23 protein-coding genes, 2 pseudogenes and 1 other annotated feature are annotated in these 25,197 nt (G+C 40.3%); of the genes and pseudogenes, 20 read left to right on the top strand and 5 right to left on the bottom strand.

What is annotated here, in order from left to right:
* The first annotated feature begins 4 nt into the window (after positions 1-4).
* The 11 genes and pseudogenes from BAA9072_RS07170 (at position 5) to BAA9072_RS07220 (ending at position 8,625) form a co-directional block, all read left to right on the top strand.
* The gene (locus BAA9072_RS07170) at positions 5-643 is read left to right on the top strand and encodes a FusB/FusC family EF-G-binding protein (protein ID WP_201713987.1); all 639 of its coding nucleotides are present in this window, start codon (positions 5-7) and stop codon (positions 641-643) included.
* Between the two features lie 164 nt (positions 644-807).
* The gene (rlmN, locus tag BAA9072_RS07175) at positions 808-1,878 is read left to right on the top strand and encodes a 23S rRNA (adenine(2503)-C(2))-methyltransferase RlmN (protein ID WP_201713988.1); all 1,071 of its coding nucleotides are present in this window, start codon (positions 808-810) and stop codon (positions 1,876-1,878) included.
* A 430-nt stretch (positions 1,879-2,308) separates the two neighbouring features.
* Positions 2,309-3,157: a DUF2785 domain-containing protein gene (locus BAA9072_RS07180; protein WP_201713989.1), complete on the top strand. Its 849-nt coding sequence runs from the start codon at positions 2,309-2,311 to the stop codon at positions 3,155-3,157.
* Positions 3,144-4,523 carry an NAD(FAD)-utilizing dehydrogenase gene (locus BAA9072_RS07185; protein WP_230980785.1) on the top strand — a complete coding sequence of 460 codons (1,380 nt, stop codon included), beginning with the start codon at positions 3,144-3,146 and terminating at the stop codon, positions 4,521-4,523. Before BAA9072_RS07180 ends, BAA9072_RS07185 begins: the two co-directional genes overlap by 14 nt.
* 404 nt (positions 4,524-4,927) lie before the next feature.
* Positions 4,928-5,050, top strand: coding sequence for a hypothetical protein (locus BAA9072_RS24435; RefSeq protein WP_269139922.1), 123 nt, complete (start codon positions 4,928-4,930; stop codon positions 5,048-5,050).
* Positions 5,051-5,254: 204 nt separating this feature from the next.
* Positions 5,255-5,716, top strand: a pseudogene (locus BAA9072_RS07190) (DinB family protein).
* Between the two features lie 303 nt (positions 5,717-6,019).
* Entirely contained in the window at positions 6,020-6,211 is a 192-nt protein-coding gene (locus BAA9072_RS07200) for a hypothetical protein (protein ID WP_201713992.1), read from the top strand.
* A 71-nt stretch (positions 6,212-6,282) separates the two neighbouring features.
* On the top strand, positions 6,283-7,056 hold the full coding sequence (locus BAA9072_RS07205) for an HAD-IIB family hydrolase (protein ID WP_201713993.1): 774 nt from the start codon (positions 6,283-6,285) through the stop codon (positions 7,054-7,056).
* A 147-nt stretch (positions 7,057-7,203) separates the two neighbouring features.
* Complete coding sequence (locus BAA9072_RS07210; protein ID WP_201713994.1) at positions 7,204-7,638, top strand: MarR family winged helix-turn-helix transcriptional regulator; 435 nt, start codon at positions 7,204-7,206, stop codon at positions 7,636-7,638.
* Positions 7,639-7,668: 30 nt separating this feature from the next.
* On the top strand, positions 7,669-8,304 hold the full coding sequence (locus BAA9072_RS07215; protein WP_201713995.1) for a nitroreductase family protein: 636 nt from the start codon (positions 7,669-7,671) through the stop codon (positions 8,302-8,304).
* Positions 8,305-8,328: 24 nt separating this feature from the next.
* Positions 8,329-8,625: a putative quinol monooxygenase gene (locus BAA9072_RS07220; RefSeq protein ID WP_201713996.1), complete on the top strand. Its 297-nt coding sequence runs from the start codon at positions 8,329-8,331 to the stop codon at positions 8,623-8,625.
* A 57-nt stretch (positions 8,626-8,682) separates the two neighbouring features.
* Here BAA9072_RS07220 and BAA9072_RS07225 read toward each other — a convergent pair whose 3' ends face one another.
* Entirely contained in the window at positions 8,683-10,356 is a 1,674-nt protein-coding gene (locus BAA9072_RS07225) for a ribonuclease J (protein WP_201713997.1), read from the bottom strand.
* Positions 10,357-10,949: 593 nt separating this feature from the next.
* Here BAA9072_RS07225 and BAA9072_RS07230 point away from each other — a divergent pair.
* The 4 genes and pseudogenes from BAA9072_RS07230 (at position 10,950) to BAA9072_RS07245 (ending at position 15,377) form a co-directional block, all read left to right on the top strand.
* A pseudogene (locus BAA9072_RS07230) lies at positions 10,950-11,851 on the top strand (SMP-30/gluconolactonase/LRE family protein).
* Between the two features lie 40 nt (positions 11,852-11,891).
* Complete coding sequence (locus tag BAA9072_RS07235; RefSeq protein ID WP_230980786.1) at positions 11,892-12,590, top strand: O-methyltransferase; 699 nt, start codon at positions 11,892-11,894, stop codon at positions 12,588-12,590.
* Between the two features lie 56 nt (positions 12,591-12,646).
* Positions 12,647-12,857, top strand: a binding site (T-box leader).
* Between the two features lie 133 nt (positions 12,858-12,990).
* Positions 12,991-14,259, top strand: a complete 1,269-nt coding sequence (gene tyrS / locus BAA9072_RS07240; RefSeq protein ID WP_201713998.1) for a tyrosine--tRNA ligase — start codon at positions 12,991-12,993, stop codon at positions 14,257-14,259.
* Between the two features lie 92 nt (positions 14,260-14,351).
* The gene (locus BAA9072_RS07245; protein WP_408015212.1) at positions 14,352-15,377 is read left to right on the top strand and encodes a serine hydrolase domain-containing protein; all 1,026 of its coding nucleotides are present in this window, start codon (positions 14,352-14,354) and stop codon (positions 15,375-15,377) included.
* Between the two features lie 292 nt (positions 15,378-15,669).
* Here the strand turns inward: BAA9072_RS07245 and BAA9072_RS07250 are convergent, their stop codons facing one another.
* Both BAA9072_RS07250 and BAA9072_RS07255 read right to left on the bottom strand, forming a co-directional pair.
* The gene (locus BAA9072_RS07250) at positions 15,670-15,834 is read right to left on the bottom strand and encodes a hypothetical protein (RefSeq protein WP_201714000.1); all 165 of its coding nucleotides are present in this window, start codon (positions 15,832-15,834) and stop codon (positions 15,670-15,672) included.
* 21 nt (positions 15,835-15,855) lie between these two features.
* Positions 15,856-16,473 (bottom strand): acetate uptake transporter, encoded by a 618-nt coding sequence (locus tag BAA9072_RS07255; protein ID WP_201714001.1) that lies wholly within the window; start codon positions 16,471-16,473, stop codon positions 15,856-15,858.
* Positions 16,474-16,807: 334 nt separating this feature from the next.
* On the opposite strand from BAA9072_RS07255, the gene BAA9072_RS24660 reads away from it, so the two are divergent.
* The 5 genes from BAA9072_RS24660 (at position 16,808) to crcB (BAA9072_RS07275) (ending at position 22,636) form a co-directional block, all read left to right on the top strand.
* Complete coding sequence (locus BAA9072_RS24660; protein ID WP_408015217.1) at positions 16,808-16,888, top strand: putative holin-like toxin; 81 nt, start codon at positions 16,808-16,810, stop codon at positions 16,886-16,888.
* A gap of 218 nt (positions 16,889-17,106) precedes the next feature.
* Positions 17,107-20,277, top strand: coding sequence for a DEAD/DEAH box helicase (locus tag BAA9072_RS07260; RefSeq protein WP_330999272.1), 3,171 nt, complete (start codon positions 17,107-17,109; stop codon positions 20,275-20,277).
* Between the two features lie 111 nt (positions 20,278-20,388).
* The gene (gene mgtE / locus BAA9072_RS07265) at positions 20,389-21,747 is read left to right on the top strand and encodes a magnesium transporter (protein ID WP_201714002.1); all 1,359 of its coding nucleotides are present in this window, start codon (positions 20,389-20,391) and stop codon (positions 21,745-21,747) included.
* A 128-nt stretch (positions 21,748-21,875) separates the two neighbouring features.
* Positions 21,876-22,274, top strand: coding sequence for a fluoride efflux transporter CrcB (gene crcB / locus BAA9072_RS07270; protein WP_201714003.1), 399 nt, complete (start codon positions 21,876-21,878; stop codon positions 22,272-22,274).
* Between the two features lie 5 nt (positions 22,275-22,279).
* The gene (gene crcB, locus BAA9072_RS07275) at positions 22,280-22,636 is read left to right on the top strand and encodes a fluoride efflux transporter CrcB (RefSeq protein WP_201714061.1); all 357 of its coding nucleotides are present in this window, start codon (positions 22,280-22,282) and stop codon (positions 22,634-22,636) included.
* 296 nt (positions 22,637-22,932) lie between these two features.
* Here the strand turns inward: crcB (BAA9072_RS07275) and BAA9072_RS07280 are convergent, their stop codons facing one another.
* Together BAA9072_RS07280 and BAA9072_RS07285 are read right to left on the bottom strand one after the other, a co-directional pair.
* Positions 22,933-23,427: a DinB family protein gene (locus BAA9072_RS07280; protein ID WP_201714004.1), complete on the bottom strand. Its 495-nt coding sequence runs from the start codon at positions 23,425-23,427 to the stop codon at positions 22,933-22,935.
* A 151-nt stretch (positions 23,428-23,578) separates the two neighbouring features.
* The gene (locus tag BAA9072_RS07285) at positions 23,579-25,018 is read right to left on the bottom strand and encodes an MDR family MFS transporter (RefSeq protein WP_201714005.1); all 1,440 of its coding nucleotides are present in this window, start codon (positions 25,016-25,018) and stop codon (positions 23,579-23,581) included.
* Positions 25,019-25,197: the final 179 nt, after the last annotated feature.

Consider the following 25,197-nt stretch of genomic DNA (forward strand, 5'->3'; position numbering starts at 1 on the left):
TAAGATGGAGCCATTTATTCGAAATGATCAATACAATTTCATCACGTATCAAACTCAGGTGCTAATCAATGGATACGCCACCGTGAATGACCAGAGTGTCCTCCAAGCCTTGAAGGGACTGGTACACGACAAGGTGACAAACCTTATTGGTGAACTATCACTATCACAGCAAAAGGTACTTGAACCAATTGTCGATATCCGGGATACAGATCACGCAGAGGATTTTCTGATCGGGTTAAAGCCATTCGTGATACCTTTCCCGGCATTGAGTGATCATGCGGTAAAAAAATTATTCCCAAAGGTTAAAAAGTTAAAGTCTCCTGGATGGGATGAAATTGATTTAAGACACATTTCCTATTTAGGCTGGAATGATTACGGTCAAGAACGTAAATATATCGTCGCAGAATATGAAGGTAAATTGAAAGGTTTCAAAGGGACCTTTAAAAATAGCAGTAAAAAGGGAATTTGTACGATTTGTAACACTTTCAGTAGCATCGGATTTTATATGTCCGAATCCAAAACGTCTGCCAAGGGAACCTTTGTAAAGAAGGGGAATTATATTTGTCAGGATAGTACTGAATGTAATCAAAAGTTGAAGGATAAAGAAAAATTAGATGATTTCATTCATCGTATCAATCATTAAAAGTATGCACCGGGTATTTTACCCGGTGCATACTTTTAATGTTAGTTATACTTTATTACGGAATTCCAATTCTTCTCAACACTTATAAATCCCTTGAAACATTCCCATACTTTAAGTAGTATAGATAAGTAGAAAATTGTAGAGTTTTGAAATGAGGGTTTTAAATGGAAAAGAAATCCATATACGGATTAACATTAGATCAATTGACGACTTGGCTTGTTGAAAACGGACAAAAGAAATTCCGCGCAGCTCAAGTGTGGGATTGGTTATATAAAAAAAGAGTGACAAACTTTGCGGATATGAAGAATCTAAACGCTGATTGTGTACAATTATTGGACGATCACTTCTATCTTCATACACTCACTCAAGAAGTGAAGCAGGAATCTAAGGACGGCACCATCAAATTTTTGTTCAAGCTTGAGGATGGTAATCTGATTGAAACTGTCTTGATGCGTTTTAACTATGGTCTCAGTGTATGTGTCACGACACAGGTAGGTTGTAATATCGGTTGTACATTCTGTGCAAGTGGATTGTTGAAGAAGAATCGCGATTTATCCGGCGGTGAAATTGTGGAACAAATCATGAATGTTCAACATCATCTAGATGAAGCAGGGAATGGGGAACGTGTCAGTCACATCGTTGTAATGGGAATTGGTGAGCCCTTTGATAACTATGACAATATGATGGACTTCTTCCGTGTCGTAAATGATCAAAAAGGTCTTTCAATCGGAGCGCGTCATATTACCGTATCAACAAGTGGTCTTGCAGATAAAATTTACAAATTTGCGGACGAAAATATTCAAATCAATCTGGCCGTTTCCTTACACGCACCAAATAATGAATTGCGAACAAGGATCATGAAAATCAACCGTGCGTACCCACTGGAGAAATTAATGCCAGCCATTGATTACTATTTAGAAAAAACCAATCGACGCATTACCTTTGAGTATATCTTGTTGAGTGATGTGAATGATCATAAGGAAGAAGCCCTTCAGTTGGCCAAACTGCTGAAGAACAAGCGTCACCTTTCTTACGTGAACCTGATTCCCTATAACCCGGTTGACGAACACAACCAGTATCAAAGAAGTACGAAAGAAGCAATTGTTGAATTCTACGGTACATTACTTGAACATGGAATCAACTGCGGAGTCCGGGTAGAACAGGGGACTGACATTGATGCAGCCTGCGGTCAGTTGAGAAGTAAGCAGATAAAAAAGGATAAGATTAAATCTTAATAAAATTTATAGGTAGCACATAAATTCCTGCATGGGATTTATGTGCTTTTTTTTGAAGTTGAGACTGAGGGTGCCGTAGTAGGTTCCATTCTCCATTCTAGGAGCAGTTAAGTACACCTTTTTCCGAAGCGGTTTTCTTATCGCGGCCTATTATTTACAGCCTCTGTCATTGGAGTACTTTCCATTCTGTTTTTCGGTTTGATGGAGACCTATTTCTGGCTTGTAATCATGAATTCGGTCCGGACCTTCTGTGCTTCAATGATGAGTCCTTGTATCACCACAATACGGCAAACGAAGGTCCAGGGTGACAAGCCGCCTCATGCCTCCATTCTCAATCATCACAGTTTGAAAGATAAATAGAGGGACGGACCTCACAAGTATATTATGGTAGGATGGGAATAGATATCATTTTGGTGAAGGGAATGGAAATATGTGCACTGAAGGTCAATTGAAAGTGAAATTAGGAAAGTTAAATTTTAGTCATCCTGGTTTAATGAAAGAATTGGAACTGGACTCGCTTATAAATGAGATGACTTTACATATAGGCTCGACCGATGGGGAACTGAGAGATAAATTGATTTATACAAGTTTTTATAGACTGATGGAAGGTAACCTTCTATCAACCGAACAAATGTCTTTCCTTCTTGATACGTGTATGGATGAAAATCATTTGTTCTATGGTATCGGAAAGAAGGAAGATGATTCAGTTTTCACCCGGGGTTTTTCCTCATTAGTCTTGGCGTTGCTTCTGGATAAAGATCGTACTAACCCGTTTTTGCCAGCTGATAAGGTTCAAAATGCCATCGAAGCTTGTTTTCTTTATTTAGAGGCTGAAGAAGATACCCGTGGATATGTTGAAGGAAAGGGCTGGGCACATAGTATTGCACACGGAGCGGATTATTTAGTAGAAGCGATCCGTCACCCTTCATTTCCATCTGTTTTTCTTCATCGCAGTCTAAAGACGATTAAAGACTGCATATTGAAAGACGCTGCCTATGTGGACGATGAGGATGGCCGATTATTTTTCGCTATCGAAATTTTGCTGGATAAGATAATGACTGATGATGACCTCTTAATGTGGCTAATGGATTTGTCGAGTACCGTAAATAATCGTTACAAGGGAGAAGGCTATTCCTACTCTTTCTATAGAATGAAAATGAACATCGAAAATTTCTTTAAGACATGCTATTTCCGTCTGAAATGGAAAGACACAGGAAGCAAAGAGTGTGATTATATTGAAGCTGTACTGGAAAAGTGGCACAATCATGAGTACAACTAAGAAAGGAGTTCAGGGGATGCATTCCAATCATTATGACATCACAATCATAGGAGCAGGTGTGAGCAGTATTTTTCTTGCTTACACATTGATAAAAAACAATAAGCATGTCTCCATTCACATGATTGATCTCGGCAAAAAATTGAGTGAACGTACATGCGATATAGACGATGGTGGTGTCTGTACGTGTGAAGGAATGTGCAGTAAATACATTGGGTTTGCCGGTCTTGGGAAATCCGAGGGGAAGTTTAATTACACGAATGATTTCGGAGGAGAGCTCGGAAGGAAAATTGGAGATCAAGCTACACTTGATTTAATGAAGGAAGTAGACGCAATTCTCTGTGAGTTTGGGGGTGACTTCACCACTTCCTACTGCACGAAAAATGAGTCACTTTCAAATAGGGCACGGATGGCAGACTTGAAGGTGCTTTCAACTGAGGTCCGTCATTTAGGAACACGCTTAGCTAGCGAGGTTTTTCATAAAATGTATGAGGTACTGAAAAATCGTATTACATTCAGTTTTGAAACTCTTGTTGAAACAATTTCTAAACATGATTCGGGATTTCACTTGAAGTCCAATTCCGGTGATTTTCACACTGAGAAATTAGTGATCGGTACAGGTATGAGCGGAAGCACGTGGCTCAAAGAACAGGCAGCGTCACTTGGACTGTTTCCAGGAAAGACACGTCTGGATATGGGGATTCGTGTAGAAATGAAAGGTGATCAGCTTCAAATGATTTTACAAGATACGTTTGAAACAAAGTTACGGATTGAAAGGGACTCATTTAGTGCCACAACCTATTGTATGAACCCACAAGGGAGAATCATCCGGAAACATCAGCATGGACTTGTGATGCCGGACGGACAGAATGCCCGTGAAAAAGATACCCCAAGTGAGAATCTGAACTTCAGCTTGTTCGTTCCGCATTATTTTCAATCTTATGATGAGGCTATGGGTTATGCAGTTGACATTATAGGTGGAATCAATCAAGGGCAGGGAAGAATTGTCGTTCAGAGATTGGAAGACTTTAAACGACGAAGGCATACAGAATCGTTAGAGGGGAATTTGATAGGTCCGTCCCTCGAAGCGGAATGCGGGAATGTCCGTTTCGAGGTTCCTGAGTTATATGGAATGGCGCTTGAGGAGTTTTTAACTTCCTTGGAGAAACTTCTGGGGGAACCGATTCACCCTGATACACTCTTGTACGGGGTGGATGCTAAATTTCACGAACCAAAATTTTCGACAGATCCACACTTTGAAACGGCATTGCCAAACCTGTTTCTGATTGGTGATTGTTCAGGAGAAACCCATTCCCTGTCCCAGGCTGCGGCAAGCGGTATTTATTTGGGGAATTATCTGGGAGAATAGACTTCCAATAAATGATAAAATTAGAATAATTTGAAACCTTTGTGTCTGTTCTTTCGTATTAGTAGAAAGAACAGGCAGAAAGGATTTTTTTATGGGGTTACAAATAGAGAAAACTGGTTTTGACTACGAGACGGAGGTAGACAAACAACAAAAAAAGCACAGGAGTATGTATTCTTTCCTCCAATTGTTGGGGCTATTTATTTTCGGTGGGTGGGGTGTCATGTTTTTCACAGTTCCCATGGATCTTAATCAAACATTTGAATGGGTTCAAGTGAAGAGCATTCATATTCATCAAGTTCTTCCAATAAAAGTCCTTATTTGCTCGCTAGTTTGTTGTTTCTTGTAATAAGTTGGGGGATTTCATTCTGGAATGCGTATAGTTAGAAATGATAAGGAGGGAACTTATGTCTGAATGGGGTGTCTTGTTTGTCTTATTATTTATCATTATGACCATCTTAGTTCTGACCAATTTCACGGTCATGAAGATTTTAGTAAAAATAAAAAGAAGCGGATTTGGTCTGGAGTAATCTGTATATTGCTCACCCCCGCGGTTTTTTTCTTGACTGGTTTATCCGTAAGTCCATTTGATCCTTATGGGTTTGGGACAGGAATAATCATGATGATTTATGGTGCCTTTTTTGCTTTAAACGGGATAGGGATCATTGTGACGGGGCTATTTCTGTAAATAGGAAACCGCTAAACAAATTTACTATGAAGAGAAGGTTGATAAAATGTTAGAACTTTTTTCTTATAATTGGAAAATCCGGGAAGAATGGTTTGAATGGTGCAGAAAAATAGAACAGGGTGAATTGGTGAAAGAGCGTACAGGCGGGATGGGAAGCATTTTAAAAAACCTCTTTCATGTAGTGGATTGTGAACAGATTTGGATGAATCAACTACAAGGAAAATCTGTGATGGTTAAGGATGTCCGTATGGTTTCAAAGTTGGACGAGGTCATCACGTTTTCAGAAGTGACCCGGAAGCAAACGGAAAGCTTTCTTTCCTTATGGACCCCTGCCTATGAAAAAAAAGAAATTATTAGGACATCAAAATCGGGGAAAACATATCACTTCACATAACAAAAAGTGATGCAACATGTCGTTACTCATGAGATCCATCATATTGGCCAATTATCTGTGTGGGCAAGGGAAATAGGAGAGAAGCCGGTGTCGAGTGATATTCTTTTCAAATGAAAAAATTGATGGTGAACATCACCAATACATAAATAAAGTGGAAAGAACTATGAATCATTAACAAAAGGATCTGATAGAAAAAGTGATGATGTTCAGGGGGGATTGTACGACCATTAAAGGGAGATACACATGAGTCATCTAATATAGGAGGGTCATGGTCGTATAACACTATGATGATAAGAACCTTTCATGCAAATGTCTGTGAGTGAAGAATGTGAACCTGGTTCCAAAGAGAACTTTAGTAATACGAGCATCAGTGTTATAATTGATGAATTGTTCATATGAAAAGGGGAGTAATACCGTATGAGATATATGAAGTCACAAATGAAACTGTTAGTCAGAGATAATAAAGAATTGCAGGCACGACTGAAAGTATTGATGGAAGAAATGAATTTAGAGAGAACTTTTGCCCTTAAAGCCCTTTATCACTCGGAAGTTGCGGATGGTGGAAAATATCAGGCTGCCTATCAAGCCCTGGACTTACCAACGGAGTAAGTCTTTTTTTTGGATGGTTCTGTTATTTCTCTCATCTGGTAAAATCATACATATTGTGAGAGGGTGTTTACATGAAATTTATATTTGATTTGGACGGGACCATATGTTTTAAGGGGAAACCGGTCTCAGAAGATATTACCCATTGTTTGTTGGAACTACAATCGGATGGCCACGAAGTATTTTTTGCATCTGCAAGACCGATTCGGGATATACTTCCCGTCTTGGATAAAAGATTACATACTTTTCCTTTAATAGGGGGAAACGGATCTCTTATATTTCATAAGGGTGAAGTGATTCACTCAACCTCCTTTCATCGAAATGACTTAGTGAAAATTCTGAGTCTTATCGATCAGTATAAGGCAACTTATTTAATCGATAGCGAGTGGGATTACGCTTATACAGGTCCGACCGATCATCCAATCCTTCACTTCCTGGATCCATCCAATCTTGCCCGGAGGCTTCCCGTTGCTTCACTGAATTCGATTGTGAAGATATTATTATTAACCTCCACCAACCACATGGATTTAATAGATGATTTGAAATCCTTGGATATTGTTGTAAACATACATACGAGTGAAAAAGTAGTAGATATCAGTCCCCCCAATGTTCATAAGTGGAATGCACTCTCTAGAGTTGGAGTGGTGGAAGAAGATTTTATCGCATTTGGTAATGACTCTAATGATATCAGTATGTTCAGTAAAGCAAGACATGCTGTCATGATAGGATACCACGAAGGACTTTCAAGTTTTGCTGATGAACAAATCCCTCTTACAGGTGAGTATGAAGGTAATATCATAAGAAAATTGAAGGAATTGTCATTTGAATATAATGAGATTAGGAAATGAATGAAGAAAGCTGGTTGATTGAAAATCCCTGTTAGTCAGCTTTTCATTTTTCACCAGGATCTAAATGATTGACTTTAATATTCAATTATATTATATTAATTGACGGGTCAATGGTTGACCCGTCAATTGTTGAAAAGAGGGGATGCTTTGTCTAACTCATGTCGTGAAGAAGAAAAGATCATCGTTCAACTTAATGATATATATAAACAAATGAGTCCTAAATTTGAGCGGTGTACAGGTATTAGTCAGTCTCGACTGGACCTATTGCACAGACTTTTTGAAGTGGAAGAAATCAGTCAGACCGCTCTTCAGCGTGAAGTGAATATTGACAGTGCTGCCGTGACGAGGCACTTAAAACAGCTTGAAGCAAAAGGGATGGTTTTCCGTCGTAAAAATCCTGCTGACAACCGTTTTACATTTGTTCGCTTAACAGAAGAGGGAAGAATGAAGATAAAAGCTTACCGGGAAGAGAAAGACATTTTTATCTCTAAAGTCTTCAAAACATTCACTGAAGAAGAACGTACTATTTTATCGGGCATGCTAAACCGGATCCAGGATAATGTTCAAGGCATCGATTACTAATAAAAATTTACACATGAAGGAGAAATCATCATGAATCAAACTAAAATCAATGATTTTAATGAAATTATAACAGGTCGTCGTTCCATCCGTAACTACGACCCATCCGTGAAAATCAGCAGAGAAGAAATGACAGAAATCCTAAAGGATGCAACGCTTGCACCCTCTTCTGTTAACCTGCAGCCGTGGCGTTTTGTTGTAATCGACAGTCCGGAAGGGAAAGAAACTCTTACACCACTTGCCAAATTCAATCAAACCCAGGTGAAAACCTCTTCTGCGGTGATCGCTGTATTTGTTGATATGAACAGCCTTGACTATGCAGATGAAATCTACAACAAGGCAGTCGATGAAGGGTATATGCCTGCAGAAGTGAGAGATAGACAGCTCCCTGCCATTAAAGGTTTACTTGATACGATGCCGGTCGATCAGTTTAGGGAAATGAATCTCATTGATGCAGGATTAGTATCTATGCAGCTTATGCTTGCTGCACGTGCTCACGGATATGATACAAATCCGATTGGTGGATATGAAAAAGATCAAATTGCCGAAGCATATGGCATGGACAAAGGTCGTTATTACCCAGTCATGCTGATTTCAATCGGGAAAGCGGCAGATGAAGGCTATAAATCTGTCCGCTTACCGGTCGAATCCATTACAGAATGGAAATAATTCAAGGAAAAGAGGAGAACTAACATGATTATCATTCATGCAGAATTTCAGATTAACCCAATGAAGGAACAGGCATTTCTAGAAGAAATCCACCCGCTTGTCGCTTCATCCAGAGCGGAGGATGGCAACATCACTTATGATTTAATGAAAGATACAGAGAGAGAAAGCGTCTATACAATGGTGGAGGTATGGAAGGATTCCGCTGCTGTTGAGAGTCATAATACGAGTGAACATTTCACTTCATTCGTTGGAAAGGCACCTGATTATTTAGCGGCTCCTCTAAATGTGAAGATATACGAAGGAAATAAAGTAGAAAAATGATTGTTTTAAAAGCACCCTGCATGAGCTGGGTGCTTTATTGATGAAAATGCATCCTGACTAAATCTCAATAAGAATCGGCAAGAGAACAGGATTTCTTTTTAACTGCTTGAAAACGAATTGACCGACAACCTTTTTGATTGCTTGTTTCATTTCTTTCCAATCCCGGATATTCTCACCGGTTAGATCATCGACAACTTTTTTTACTAGATGGTTAATATCTCTCAAGAGTTCCTCTGAATCACGAACAAATACAAACCCTCGTGATATGGTATCAGGACCTGAAATAATCGTATGATCGGATTTATTGAGGGTTACAACAATAATCAGCATCCCGTCTTCAGACAATTGCTTGCGATCGCGTAAAACAATGGATCCAATATCTCCAACACTCAGGCCGTCTACATAGGTATCACCTGCAGGATGGGACCGGGTTTGACGAGCGATGGAATTCTTTATGTCAACGGCTTCCCCGTTTTTGATGATAAACGTATTTCCTTTCTCCACTCCTACTGATTCGGCAAGTAAACGGTGGTGGTGAAGCATTCGATATTCCCCATGAATAGGGATAAAGTATGTTGGCTTCATCAAAGTCAGCATGAGTTTAAGGTCTTCCTGGTATCCATGACCGGATACGTGCATTCCGGTAGAGCTTCCACTGCCATAAATGACGTGGGCACCCAGTTGGAAGAGGTTGTCTATAATGAGGGACACATCTTTTTCGTTTCCGGGAATGGGTGATGCTGCAAAGATGACCGTATCATCTGGATAGATGGATACACCACGGAAGTTTCCAGTCGATAAACGGCCGAGGGCAGCTCTGGATTCCCCTTGGCTCCCTGTACATAAAATGGCTACTTTTTCTGGAGGTAATGCATCGATTTCACCTGCATCTATAAGCATCCCGTCAGGAATCATCAAATAACCTCGTTCCATTGCAACAGATACAACATTAATCATGCTTCTACCTAATAATGCGAGCTTCCGATCCGTCTTAATGGATGCATCCACTACTTGTTGTACTCGATTCACATTGGAGGCAAAGGTGGAGACAAATATCTTTCCATTTGCTTTAAAGAATGCTTCATCCATATGATTGCCTACCATTTGTTCGGAAGGAGTCAAACCGCTCCTCTCTGCATTCGTGCTTTCAGAAAGCAATAAGAGTACACCTTTATCACCAATTCTTGCCATTTTATGGATATCGGTATACTGATGATTGGCAGGGGTCAGGTCGAATTTGAAGTCGCCTGTATGTACGACATTCCCCTCCGGTGTGTGAAAAACAATCCCCAGACAATCTGGAATGCTATGACTTACTTTGAAGAAAGATACATCCATTGCACCCAAATTGAGTGAAGTTTCTGAATCGATTTTAATGAGTTTCGTATCACGTAGAAGCTTATGTTCTTCTAATTTCAATTGAATTAATCCTAATGTAAAATGTGTAGCGTAAATGGGCATGTTGATTTTTTTGAGAAGATAGGGGATGCCTCCTATATGATCTTCGTGTCCATGAGTGACGATGAGTCCTCGGATTTTGTCTTTATTTTTCTCAAGATAGGAAACATCGGGAATAATTAAGTCGATGCCTAAGAGACTTTCATCGGGAAATTTACCTCCACAGTCGATGATGACGATATCATCACCATATTTGATGACATACATATTTTTTCCGATTTCATTAAGTCCACCCAATGCAAATATCGTTAAAGCCTGTTCATTTGTTTCCAATAATGAACCCTCCAAAACAAGTTTTCTTTATTATTCCCCAATATGCCGATTTCATAATGTTGGTTGGGGAGAAACAAAAGGTAACCTATTATGGTTTTCAAGTCAGCTTAAATACATGAATAAAGAAAAAAGAGTGGGACTAAACAAATTGACCAAAACTTAAAGACGAACAGATCATTGAAGCTTTAATACCATTCTAGATTTATAGGGAAGATTTCGCTTTTCGCGGGTAGACCGTGCTCCTCCTCCTGTCCTCAGGATGTCCATTTACAGGGATAGGTGCTCGAGGTCATAAGGCAAGGCAACCAAAATGGCAAAAAACGCCTTCCCGGTAGGCTCGTCTTATGATTATAACCCTTTGTCCAAGCCCTTTCGCTTGTCTACTAGTGGGTGAGGATCAGATTTATTCTGACCATCCTGTTTGAAACGATAAGTGTAATATTGAAAGGAGTTAAGAAATCATAAGTTGGGAGGTTGGCTGTTCATTGTAAAATGGATGGCTTTTCTAATGTATTAAACAGTAAATTTTGCAGGTGTAAACAATTTATTACTTGAAGTAAGTATACAAGAAGATTATAAAAGCGGATTTTTTTATGTCTGTAAAATTGTTTGTTGATTCAAAAAATATGTTAGGCGAGAGTCCCTGTTGGGATACAAATATGAACTTGCTTTATTGGGTGGATATCATCGGGAAAGAAATCTTACAATTCAACCCTGTTTCCGGCAGTACCCAAACGTTTAAAATGGATCAATTTGTAGGCTGTCTCTCTCTGACGGATAGTGATAATGGCCGAATGATTCTTGGTCTTCAGCACGGGATTTATTTTTTGAACTGGGAGTCAGGTCTTTTAGAAAAAGTGTGTGATCCTGAAAGCCACTTAGAAGAAAATCGTAAATGTGATCCGGAAGGAAGGTTTTGGGCAGGAACGACGGATACAACAGGGGTAAACGGAAAGGCGCTCTATACGTTATAAACTCACAATTACAAATTACGAAAATGGTTGAAAATGTGGGTACTTCCAACGGCCTGGCGTGGTCACCCTGCAATCAATTTATGTATTTCATCGATACCCCAACCAAGCAGGTCGTTCGATATCGATATGATGGACATACGGGTAAAATCGAACGTCCCGAAGTGGTGGTACACTTTCCTGAAGGTGTTGGAATTCCGGATGGTATGACCATCGATGTGGAAGGAATGCTTTGGATCGCCCATTGGGGTGGAAAGGGGATATCAAGGTGGAATCCATATAACGGAAAGCAGCTTGAATTCATAAAGGTCCCTGCTGTGAATGTGACGTCCTGTGCATTCGGTGGAGCGGATTTAAACGAATTGTACATGACCACAGCACGAACGAGAATGACAGATGAACAACTGAATGAATTTCCCCATGCTGGTGGGGTATTCACCATGAAGACAAATGTTAAAGGAATAGGGAATACTGTCTTCACTGAATTAGAAAATAACGTTGCTTCTCGTATTGCCGAAATATAGTCATCAAAAAATTAAATATTTAAATATGGTAAATTATGCTATGATGACAAGAGGATATTCAAAAGGAGTGGTGATGGTCGTGTCAATAGATGTATGGACAGAAGTCGATCAATATTATACTAGTAAACTACAAAAACCGGATTCCATTATGGAATCTGTCTTGAAAGAAAATAGTGAAGCCGGACTTCCAGCAATCGATGTATCTCCTAATCAGGGGAAATTTCTTTCGTTACTTGCAGAGCTTAAAGGGGCAAAAAGGATATTGGAAATTGGGACCCTGGGTGGGTACAGCACGATTTGGCTTGCCAGGTCCCTCCCGGAAGATGGACGTCTTGTCACACTTGAGTACAGTGAAAAACATGCAATGATCGCAGCACAAAACATTCGCCATGCTGGCATGGAAGAAAAGGTAGAAATTAAAGTAGGTGCCGCTCTTGACACGCTACCGTCTCTCGAAGGTACATTTGATTTCATATTCATAGACGCCGATAAACAAAACAATGCCAATTATTTAAAGTTGGCCCTTCAACTGGCAGAGCCCGGTGGGGTCATCATTACGGATAATGTGGTGCGTGCTGGGAGGGTGATTGACGAAAACAGTGAAGATGAAAGCGTTAAAGGTGTGAGAACATTTGCCGAAATGTTATCTCAAGAGGACAGGATCGATTCAACAGTCGTTCAAACAGTAGGATCGAAGGGTTACGATGGATTTATACTTGGAATAGTGAAAAAATCATGAAAATTTTTATTGTAATGATCACCTTTTTTCTGTAAAATAAATGAAAATTCTAAATCAAACATGTCATGATAGGACTCAGTAGTGACTTATCTCCCTGTCTTAGAGAACTGATGCTTGGTGAAAATCAGTACACAGATAAGTGTGAATTACCTCCTTGAACATTCTTTGTGAACTAAAAAAGTAGCAGAGAACGGCCGGCCCGTTATCCGAATCGAGTGGAAGAGAGATCTTCAATGAGGGTGGTACCGCGTAAACCACGTCCCTTTATTTAGGGGCGTGGTTTTTTGTTTTAATTTTACCCAGTCGGAGAAGGGATGAGGCTAGATCATGTCATTAATAGTATATTAACTGAAACCTGAGAGGTTTTATTTTTTATTATCAACAGTAAGGAGGAAAAATCATGGATCACCAATGGGAATCATTATCAAAAATTCAGAAGCTCGAAGTAGAAAGGCAGCTCACACTATATAAAAATGGAGTGCATGAGATCATTCCGGAAGCAGAATTGAAACATAAATTGGTGAAATCAATATCGACTGGACGTCCTTTGAAAATCAAGCTGGGGCTGGATCCAACTGCTCCTGATGTTCATATTGGACATACAGTGGTACTGAATAAATTAAAACAGTTTCAGGAAAATGGTCATATCGTACAGCTCATTATTGGGGATTTCACGGGTAAAATCGGTGATCCCACAGGTAAATCTGTTGCTAGAAAACAATTGTCGGAGGAAGAAGTGAAAAGAAATGCCCAAACATATTTTGACCAATTTGGAAAGGTACTGGACAAAGAAAAAGTTGAGCTTCATTACAATTCAAGCTGGCTGTCATCCTTGAATCTTAAAGATGTGATGCGCTTATCTTCAAAGATCACAGTCGCAAGGTTGATTGAACGAAATGATTTCTCCAACCGACTTTTGGAGAAAAAGCCGGTTTCTCTTCACGAGCTGTTCTACCCTTTAATGCAGGGATATGATTCCGTCGCTCTTGAAAGCGACGTGGAGCTTGGGGGCACGGACCAGCAATTCAATGTCCTGATGGGAAGACATCTCCAGGAACATTACAACCAGGAAAAACAAGTGGTCATATTACTTCCATTACTTGAAGGTCTGGACGGCGTTGATAAAATGTCAAAATCGAAGCATAATTACATCGGAATAGATGAAGACCCTAATCAAATGTTTGGGAAGACGATGTCGATACCCGATGAGCTGATAATAAAATACTTCAATTTGATAACCGATTTAACTTTAGAAGAAAAGGAGAAGTTAGCCGTTGATTTGAAGGATGGTTCCCTGCATCCGAGAGATGCCAAACTTCTATTAGGAAAAAGGATCGTCAGGATGTATCACGGTAGAGATGCAGCGGAACAAGCAGAAAACCAATTCAAGGAGGTCTTTCAAAAAGGGGCCATGCTTGAAGATATTCCAGAGGAAGAATGGAAGGGAGAAGAGAAAATATCGGTAGTCGATCTCTTAGTAGCCCTACACATGCAAAGTTCTAAGAGTGAAGCACGCCGGATGATTCAAAATGGTGGCATCAGGATCAATTCAAAAAAGGTTTTGGATGTGAAAACTGAATTGAATATAGTAGATGGAATGATCGTGCAGGTAGGGAAAAGAAAGTTTATCAGGTTAAGATTAAAAAACGAAAGGTCTGATGAACGTTAGAATCAGATCCAGCTGGATCCAGGACCATAGGCAGTCAGGGTGTTAGAGTCTTCATGACCATTTTTTTATGCTATAATTTACCATAAAGACAAATGATAGAGTGGGTGTTTATGATGAAGGAATTACACAACAAGATAAAGATACATGCCGAAAAAGAGCATTTTTCCGGAATGGTTATGGTAAAGAGAGATGATGAGAGCCTCTTTGAATCGGGATTTGGGTATGCCGACCGCAGTGAAGGAAGAGAAAACACGCCAGGTACACGATTTGGTATCGCATCCGGATGTAAGTTGTTCACTGCTGTAGCCATCTGCCAACTGATAGAAAGGGGAATGATGTCTTTTCATACACCATTAAAAGAATGTATAGGAATCCCGTTCCCTCATTTTGATGAGAATGTAACGATCCATCATTTACTTACTCACACCTCTGGAATTCCGGATTATTTTGATGAAGAATTGATGGATGATTTTGAAGATTTATGGAAGGATACACCGATGTATTTAATGAGCAAAGGGGAAGATTTCCTTCCGTTCTTTCAAGATGCCCATATGAAATTTTCTCCTGGTGAGAGGTTTCATTATAACAATGCCGGATACATCATTCTAGGGTTGATGATTGAGAATCTTTCGGAGATGACAGTGCAAGATTACATCCAGAAGCATATTTTCGCCCCTGCGGATATGGACGCTTCGGGGTATTTTCGTCTGGATTGTTTACCTGAGAATACGGCTTACGGATACATTGATGAAGCGGACCACTCATGGAGAACAAATATGTATTCCATTCCTATACAGGGCGGGGCAGACGGCGGGGCTTATGTCACGGGTCCTGATATGCTTTCATTTTGGGAAGCACTTTTGACAAATAAGCTTCTTAATGAAGATAGTACCAAGCTCATTTCAGAACCTCATGTAAGAGTCAAAGATGGGGTAAACTATGGGTACGGAATGTGGTTAAATCTACCTTATAAACATCACATAATGGGGTATGATCCGGGGGTAAGCTTTCATTCTGCATATTATCCCAAAGAAAACATAAAGACAGTCATTCTATCAAACAAGAGTTCTGGAGCTTTCGGTGTGTCGAAACTGATAGAAAGTTATTTCAGTAAGTGAAAAAGGGAACCACAATAAGTACGTTTATAATTGAAAAGACACTTACAATGGAAGGCACTCTAAACCGGAATGAAAATCAATATCATACCAGGGGACGAATTTTATTAAGGCATACGAATCTGTTCAGGTGAATAGGTGAAATAGAACTGCATAGACACTTCTGTCAGCCATCCTAAATCCTTATGAAATGACCACCTGCTTAGGTGGTAGAGATCAACGTACCAGCCATGACTTATCTAAAGGTTTCACATAAGAAAAGAGATGATATTGAGCATACATTCCACCGAATCTATCAATTGTAAAAGAAGTAGAGTACAAACCATATCGTGATCCCAATGATGAATATGTCGATGATCTTCCCATCAAGCATGAAAGGTACCCCCACAATCGGGACCGGGATGATCCTCACTTTGATATTTTGATACCCATAGTGAAGTAGAAGAGATAGATGAGTCACTCATCTATCTCTTCTTTGTGCTTATTTGAAAATCCCGAATGGTTGTCCAACCGGGAGCGTTTCTTTCCCGAAGTGTGTATTCAATACACTTGCAGCTGAACCGTAAAAGCTGAAAAGTGCGATGAACAATTCAGAGACTGCTGCTAATTTGTGCATGGCTTCGGGAGCAATTCCCAAAGTAGACAGGGACAGCCCGATAAATAAGAAATCAATCAGGACAAAAATGATGAATAATACCTTATGGGTCTCCATAGCGCCTATGGTCATGAAGATACTGAATATTAGATAGCCGATATAGGCAATCCCCAGCTGATTGGGATCAATTGCAGCAGCTGCTGTTTCTCCGAACACCCCGAATGAAATCAACCAGGATGTACCTACCCCCAGCCAGAATAATCCGAAAGCACCGAAAGCTGTCATTCCAAATGTATTATTGTGCTTAGCATCTCCAAAGCTTGCCATCAATTGAGCAATGCCTCCAAGGAAAATCGCCCAAGGTAAGACGAACGACACGCCGTCAGTCCATCCGAGTTTTGCAGAAGAAGCTACAAGGGTGACCATAGCCAGCCCGAAAAGACCAAGGGAAGAGGGGTCAGCTGTCGTTATCTGAACCCGTTGAGTGGTTTGTGTGTGATTCATGATGATACCTCCTATTGAACATACTTGACTAATTTACATAAAAAAGTGTGTGTATGCAATAGAAAATATGATGTAAGCGAAACTTTCATAACTATTGCCCGAAATACGACTGAATCAAACCTCTTTGCCCATTCTATTGGAAATTCCTACGATAAATGGAACCCCAAGGCACATCCCTATTCAAACAAAAATCCCGGATAATCTCTAAAAGATCATCCGGGATTGCGATCCCCCTACCAGAACATCCAATTCACAACAAAAAAACGCATGAAATGAGTCAATCTTACATAGATATCAAATGGGGACAAATTTTTCTCAGAAGGAGGTAATCATGATGGAGGAATACTTCATTTTCATGCTCATGTTCCAAGCCGGCAGTTTCATCATTTCATTATTGAACCACATCGATAAGTAGAAAAATTGAAGGACGTTTTCCGGACTATGACTGGTCTCATAGTGCGGATTTTTTTCTGTTTCCTTATATCTTATGTCGCTCATTCCGTTAATATACGTTTCTATTAAAATAGTAATCCTTTCATGATGTTTCTAATTCTCCAATTTGTTGTTATCATTAGAATGTTCAACGCAACTAATCAGTCATTACTATATATATTCATGGAAGGAACCAGATCCTTGAAGTCTATACACCAAAAACTCATAAAAGATCGTTGCGGTACTGTTTCTTTCAGAAGAGGAGAGGCGTATTACCGGGCGAATAAAGTGAAATTATCCGAATATACCAGACAATATTGTCAAGGGATTGTTATGGGGGAAGAAGATTTCCTTGTTACCATTCAAGAGGATTCAAAGGGTGAAATTGAAGCCCGGTGCAGCTGTCCGAAGCTGGCTTCATTTAATAAGGATTGTCAGCATATTGCTGCTGTCCTATTAGCGATACAAAATGATCAGAGAAATGTACAAAGCTATGAAGAAGGAATTACAGGAGAATTCTTCACACTGTTCCAAGAAGAATCCTATCGTTCCCCGGCTAAACTTCGGCACTTTGAGAATAGGAAGATACTCCAGAATGAATTTTTGATTAAACCAGTATCCACAAAAAGCGGGAGAGAAAGGCTTGGAATTGAATTCACGATCCAAGGTGAAAAGGTACCCCGTTTTTATTCCTTTCTGGAAAGCATTCTGGAGGCAAAGCCGTTCCATCTGTCAGACTCCTTTATCTTCAATCCGGAGTTTCATTGCTTTGAAGAAAATACAGCTGTTGTGCTTCAACACCTTATAAAATTATTAACGGATTCCGATAAGGAAAAGAACGATGGTAGTTGTTTGCTAATTCCTCCGTCATTATGGGAGAAGTTGTCTCCAGCACTGATAATTTCCGAAAACGTGATCGTACAGCAAAACGAATCGGTGTTTGAAGGGATGGAACAAAGAAAATTACCTCTTCCAATAAATTTCCATTTTAGTCAGGCGGACCAAGGGGGTTACAGGTTATACATTACCGAATTAAAGGATATGGCTGTCTTGGAAGAGTATCAAACCGTCATTCACGATGGTACATTTACAACACTTGAACGTATGGATTGCAAACGGCTTTCTGAATTAAACAGGCTTCTTGCCCATTCAGGGTCCGATTTCATTCCGATTCCCCAAGACCAGATCGGCTTTTTCCTTGAAAGAGTGGCAGTTGGATTAAAAAGATTAGGGGAAGTGAACATTTCAGAAGACATTGCCCGGAGAGTGGAATCTGCTCCACTTGTTGCAAAGCTTTATCTGGATCGAGTGAAAAATCGCTTATTAGCCGGTCTTGAATTTCATTATGAGCAAGTAGTCATTCATCCACTGGAAAATAGGGAGCCTCCTTCAGGATCTATATTGATTCGTAATGTAGAGAAAGAGGATACCATTTTGGAATGGATGGAGGAGTTTTCTTTCGGGAAAACCGAAGGAGGATACTACTTACACAATGAAGACTTGGAGTATGAGTTTTTAACCTATGGTGTGACGAAGCTTCAAAGGGAGGTTCAAATTTATGCCACTACGGCAGTGAGAAACAGAATTTCCAAGGAAAGTCATCCACCAAAAATCCGGGTCAAAGTGAAAAAAGAAAGAATGAACTGGCTGGAGTTTACATTTGATATGGATGGTATACCCGAACGACAGGTTATGGAAATCCTGGAGTCACTCGAAGAAAAGCGAAAGTATTATCGGATGAGAAACGGTTCACTGCTGTCACTTGAATCAAAAGAATTTCAAGATATCCAGCGTTTCCTCCACACCTCTCAAGCAGAGATGAATGACCTGGTAAAGGGACTTGTGCTTCCATTGCATCAAAGTCTGGACCTTCTAGATTCAGTTGATGGCGGACAGATGTTCATACTCGAGGATTCTTTTAAAGAATTCTTCCAGCAAATCATGGATCCCGACAGCTTGGAGGTTTCAGTTCCATCTAGTTTGGACTCTCTGTTGCGGGATTATCAAAAGACCGGCTTCCGTTGGATGAAGACACTTTCCCATTATGGAATGGGAGGAATCTTGGCTGATGATATGGGGTTGGGAAAAACGATACAGAGTATAACATTCCTTGTGTCGGAACTTGAAGCGATCAGGTCCGGGAAGCTACCAGCTCTGATTGTTTGCCCTTCATCCCTCACATATAATTGGCAAAGCGAATTTGGGAAGTTCTCTCCCGACATAAAGACACTCATCATAGATGGAAGCAAAGCAGAACGAAGGAAGAAACAAAAAAAAATGAAAGATGTAGATGTAATCATTACATCCTACCCTTTACTTCGCAGCGACAGTAAATGGTATGAAATCCAAGAATTTCATTCGGTCTTTTATGATGAGGCACAGGCATTTAAAAACCCACTCACCCAAACGGCAAGATGTGTCAAGAAGATACAGGCACCGATTCGATTTGCATTGACCGGAACGCCGGTGGAAAATTCTCTTGAAGAGCTTTGGTCCATCTTTCATGTTGTATTTCCTGGCTTATTTAGAGGGCTAAAGGATTACAGTCGTTTGACGAAGAAAGATATCGCGAAAAGAATCAGACCATTTGTTCTCCGAAGATTGAAAGAAGATGTATTGTCTGAGCTTCCCGGAAAAGAGGAAATCATAGACTCAGTAGAACTCCTGCCGCAGCAGAAAGAGTTATATGCAGCCTATCTCGCCAAACTAAGGCATGATACAATGAAGCATTTAGATAAAAACACGTTGAGGAAAAATAAAATTAAAATTCTGGCAGGGTTGACCCGGTTAAGACAGATATGTTGTCATCCAGGATTATTTGTTGACGGGTATCATGGTTCCTCTGCGAAATTCAGACAGCTCATGAATATGTTGGAGGAATCCAGGTTGGCAGGAAGAAAGGTCCTGGTATTTTCTCAATTCACGAAAATGCTTGAAATGATCGGGAGAGAATTGACTGATAAAGGAAAAGCGTATTTCTACTTGAATGGAGCCACTCCATCAGATGAGAGGGTTCGTATGTGCAATCGATTTAATGAAGGAGAACGTAATCTTTTTCTTATTTCATTAAAGGCGGGGGGAACGGGTTTAAATCTAACAAGTGCCGACACGGTCATTATGTACGATACATGGTGGAATCCCGCAGTAGAGGAGCAAGCAGCAGACCGGGCTCACCGGATGGGACAGAAAAATACGGTCCAGGTGATCAGGCTTATTGCCAAAGGAACGATTGAAGAGAAGATGAACGAGCTTCAGGATAAAAAGCGTCACCTGATCCACGAGGTCATGAATCCTGATGAAAAGATGGTACAAACTTTAACCGAGGATGAGTTGAAAGAAATCTTATTATTAGATCAACAAACAGTGAAATAGAGTTAAGTTTACACTTGCTTTTAGGAGATACTATCATGGTGGAGATCTGGACTGAGGTATCTCCCACTTTAAGTAAATTTGAACAGAAACACATCATAAGGAGTACGCACTATGAGTTTAGGCATGATGGAAAACGAAATCACTCTTGCTATTATCCAAAGCTTGAAGGACGGAAGGAAAAACGATTTTATAGAGATTATTGAAGAGCTGCAACCTTATGATATAGCTCAGCAATACCTGCATATTCCTTCTAAGCATCGAAATAAATTTTTATTGTATTTACCTTTAGAACAATTAACGGAATTCATTCAGGAGATTGAAAGAGAAGATCAGTTGATTGTTTTAGAAAAACTAGGGATAGAAAAGTCGACGAAAGTCCTTGACCTTATGGAAAATGACAACCTGGCTACATTATTGACAGATTTGGAGCCTGAAAAGATAGAGGAACTCTTATCTGAAATGAGTCAGGCCGAGTCTCAAGTGGTTCAGAATCTCATGACCTATCAACCGGAAACAGCCGGTCGTATCATGAATAACCGGTATGTCTGGATACCTAAACACTATACAGTCCGTGAAGCGGTGGATAAGCTGAAGCATTTCGCAGAATTAGCAGAGTATCTTAATTATCTATATGTCATTGACGAAGATAAAAAATTGATAGGGGTCATTTCCTATAAAGATTTATTACTTAGTGAGTTATTAGATAAAATAGAAGATATCATGTACAGCCGTGTGGTAAAAGTGGATGTCCATACGGATCAGGAAGACGTCGCAAAGTTGATCAGCCGTTATGATTTCATTACAATCCCTGTCATAGAGGGAGATGGAAAGCTGGTTGGGGTCATTACTGTTGATGATATAATTGATGTTGTGATTCAAGAGGCGAATGAGGATATTGAAAAGCTTTCGGCGTCGGGGAAGTCCATCGACTTTACGACAAAGCCATTCGTCGCAGCTTATCGTCGCTTGCCGTGGCTCATACTTTTATTATTCATTGGTCTTGTATCAGGGAGTATCATTGACAGATTCTCTGCGACACTGGAACAGGTGGTGGCACTTGCTTTCTTTATGCCGATGATTGCGGGCATGACCGGGAACACGGGTACGCAATCCTTAGCCGTCGTGGTCAGAGGACTGGTATCGAATGATTTGGATGTGAAACAAGTCATAAAGCTGGTTTTTCGGGAATTATGGGTAGGTATCATCATCGGTGTGACCTGTGCCGTCATGATTGCCCTCATTGCCTTTGTGTGGCAGGGGAATATGGTTCTTGGGTTGGTGGTGGGAAGTTCCTTACTGATTACCTTAATCATCGGGACATTGGCAGGCACTATCATCCCCCTCATTCTATACAAGTTCAATGTAGACCCTGCCGTGGCTTCCGGCCCATTGATCACAACGATCAATGATATTCTCTCTCTTCTCATTTATTTTGGAATTGCCACAATGTTTATTACGAAATTAATGTAGAGGGATAGACAAAAAATTTTCGTGTAGTAAATATTCAGATATCACAAGAGAGTCAAGGCTCCTGTTGATACATTGTATTAGCAGGAGGCTCTTTCATTTAAGAAATAGCATGACTGAGGTGAACATTAATGGTCTATATACTAGTTGGAGCAGCCGGAACGGTGGGGGCTTTACTGCGGTATTATCTTGGAATATTTGCTGGAGGCTGGTGGGATTATACATTTCCTTTGGGTACCTTTCTAGCTAATATGATTGGAAGCTTTACGTTGGGATTGCTCACAACATACATATTTCAAATGAAGAAGATCCATCCAATGGGAGCAACAGCCATCGGGACAGGAATGATTGGATCTTTCACCACTTTTTCCACATTTAGTGTCGAAACTGTAAACCTCCTTACTCATTCTCATCTGTTTATTGCACTTATTTATATATTAGGAAGTGTGTTCGGAGGGTTATTGATGTCATGGGCAGGTTTTGTGATTGGAAATCAGAAAGTTAATCAGTTTAACCGAGAGGGGGCGTAGAGATGATTATGCAAGGCGTAATGGTTGCAATCGGAGGTTTTTTTGGGGCTGTGTCCCGCTTTGGGATCAGCTGTTTATTCAAGAAATATTATACATCTGGTTTTCCATATGCCACCCTATTCGTCAATTTGGTAGGATCATTTCTCCTTGGATATGTAATCGCTTCGGGTATCGGTGAAACAGGTATTCTTCTTCTTGGTACTGGTTTTCTGGGTTCCTTCACCACTTTTTCCACTTTTAAACTTGAAAACATTCAATTTCATGCCGATAAAAAATGGAAGCCCCTGATTTCGTATCTCCTCCTAAGCTATACGTTTGGCATCTTATTTGCGTTTTTAGGAATGGTAATAGGAAGATTGTAAGCCATAAGATTCAGGGAGAAGTTGTACAGCTTTTCATTTAGTTTATATATCAACACTGAATGAAAATCACGAATAGGTTCAGGAACCCCTGAACCTTTTTTCGATATCCGGGGTACATTCATGCAGCCCTGACTGGTGAACCATCATGTCGAAGGAAGAAAGGGGTAAAACCGTCTAGGATTGAAACCCAATTTGTATTTGGATAGGGAACTTTGGAACTGAGACGTTTGTATTTTAAAGGTGGTTCCATCTTAAAAAGGACTGTTTCACTAAGAAACAGATCCTTTTGAATGCGTTTATAATGTTGATTTCAACTCTTGGATCTGTTCTAGATGTCTTTTCTCATGATAACCAATAAAGGGTACCCACTCATCTAAACGGATATGACCGAAGATCGGGTGAGGATACGCTTTTTTCTGTAAAGCTTCCTTGCTTGTTGTATTAAGGAAGGTAAGGAGATCTTTTCTTGAAGCTTCCAATTTTGCTTTCATTTGTTGAAGGGACTGTTTTTCTTCTGTAGGTACCACAAATGGAGGAGCGACTACCTTGGTAGATCGATCTACAGTAAAGTGGATCGGTTTAGACTCCACATCCTTTTCTTCCCCCTTTTCCAACGTCAATTGGAGTGTCTTTGTCAAGGATCGTTCCATTAAATAAAGATGTTCCAAAACTTGCATGATCGTCCAACGACCTTCTTCTGACTCTGTGTTTAATTGATCTGTTGATAAATCTTCAACACTATTCAGTATTTCGGAACGGATATCTTCAATGATAGTAATCTCTTTTTCCATACTATATCCTCCTCGTTTTTGCTTTCAACCCCATTTTACTCTTGAGAAAGAGGGACGTACAGTAATAGCTCTTAAGGGGGGACAGGCAATTTAAAAAGAACGAAAAGCTCTAGTCGGTCTTGAGCTTTTCGTTCTTTTTAGAATGGTTGAATCAATTTTCAGTTCCTTCTGTATCAAAATCGGGAGCAATCGCTTTGCGAATAAATAAAGAAATAAGAAACGCGACTACTGCCAATGCCAGCGCAAACCAATAAGCATGATGAACACCATAGGTCATGGCGTTATGAAGGATTCCTTCAGTTAGTGCGCCAGATTCCTCTTCAATGTATCCTGCCTGACTTTGAGTCATGATGCTGACAAAGATGGATACTCCAAGTGCACCTGCAACGGGCTGTAAAGTATTGGCAATGGCCGTTCCGTGTGGATAGAGGTGCTTTGGAAGCTCATTCAATCCATTCGTCTGTGCAGGCATCATGATGGCTGAAATGGAAAGCATCAAAACCATGTAGACAATCACAAATAGCCAAATGGGTGTAGTTGGATTGATCGTACTAAAGAAAATCATGACTCCAACCAATATTAAAGTACCAGGAATGATAAGTTTTCTTGGTCCGTATTTATCAAATAGTGAGCCCATGGTGGGAGACATCAGGCCATTCAGGAGTGCTCCAGGAAGTAACAAAAGACCAGCCGTTTTAGCAGTATATCCGAGAGGCCCCTGCAAGTACATCGGCATGACAATTTCAGAAGCGAACATAGCCATAATAACGATGACGAAGATTGTAACGCCTCTTGTATAACTCTTGAAGCGAAAGACCCTGACGTCAAGCAACGGTTCTTCCAGCCTTAATTGACGCAGAACAAAGAGAACGATACTAATCACTGATATGGCTAGAATGGCAATGATTTTGACCGAAGTGAAACCAGCTTCTTCTTCACCTGCGGCACTGAACCCGTATACGATCCCGCCGATTCCGATGGAAGAGAGAATGATTGAGAATATATCAACAGCAGGTCGGGAAATCTCACCAACATTTTGTAGGTATTTCACAGCAAACAGGATGGAAAATACAGCAAATGGAATGACAGTTATAAACAACCATCTCCAACCAAGAAAGTCGACGATCACTCCAGACAGTGTCGGTCCGATGGCTGGTGCGAACATGATAACCAATCCGAATGTACCCATGATTTTACCACGGACTTCCGGTCTGTAAATCAATAACAGGGCATTCATAATGACAGGGATCAATAATCCCGTTCCAACTGCCTGAATCATCCGACCGGCCAGTAGCATGGGGAAGTTCACGGCGCATGCTGCAATGATAGTTCCGAGAAGGAATATGCTCATGACCCCGATGAACATCTGTCTGGTAGTGAACCACTGAATCAGAAGGGCGGAAATGGGCATCAGGACACCCATAACGAGCATGAACCCTGTTGCAAGCCACTGAACAGTAGGAGCATCTACATGAAAGACCTCCATTAATTCTGTCAGGGCAATATTTAATAAAGTTTCATTCAATATGGCAAAAAAAGCACCGATCATGAAGGTAATGAGGATGGCTTTGGAATTGATTTTAGTAGTCATGTAGTTCCTCCAAAAATAATAAAATGTAACACTTATCTATAATGCTTGATGCAGGCAAATATCTCAAGGGTAAAATTCAATTCATAAAAAAACCGGCTTTTCGCCAGATTCTTCTCAACTCATCACGCCCTCATATGTAGTATGTTCCATTCGGGGTGGTGATATTTCAAATGATCAAA

The organism is Rossellomorea arthrocnemi (assembly GCF_904424705.1).
GTDB lineage: Bacteria > Bacillota > Bacilli > Bacillales > Bacillaceae_B > Rossellomorea > Rossellomorea arthrocnemi.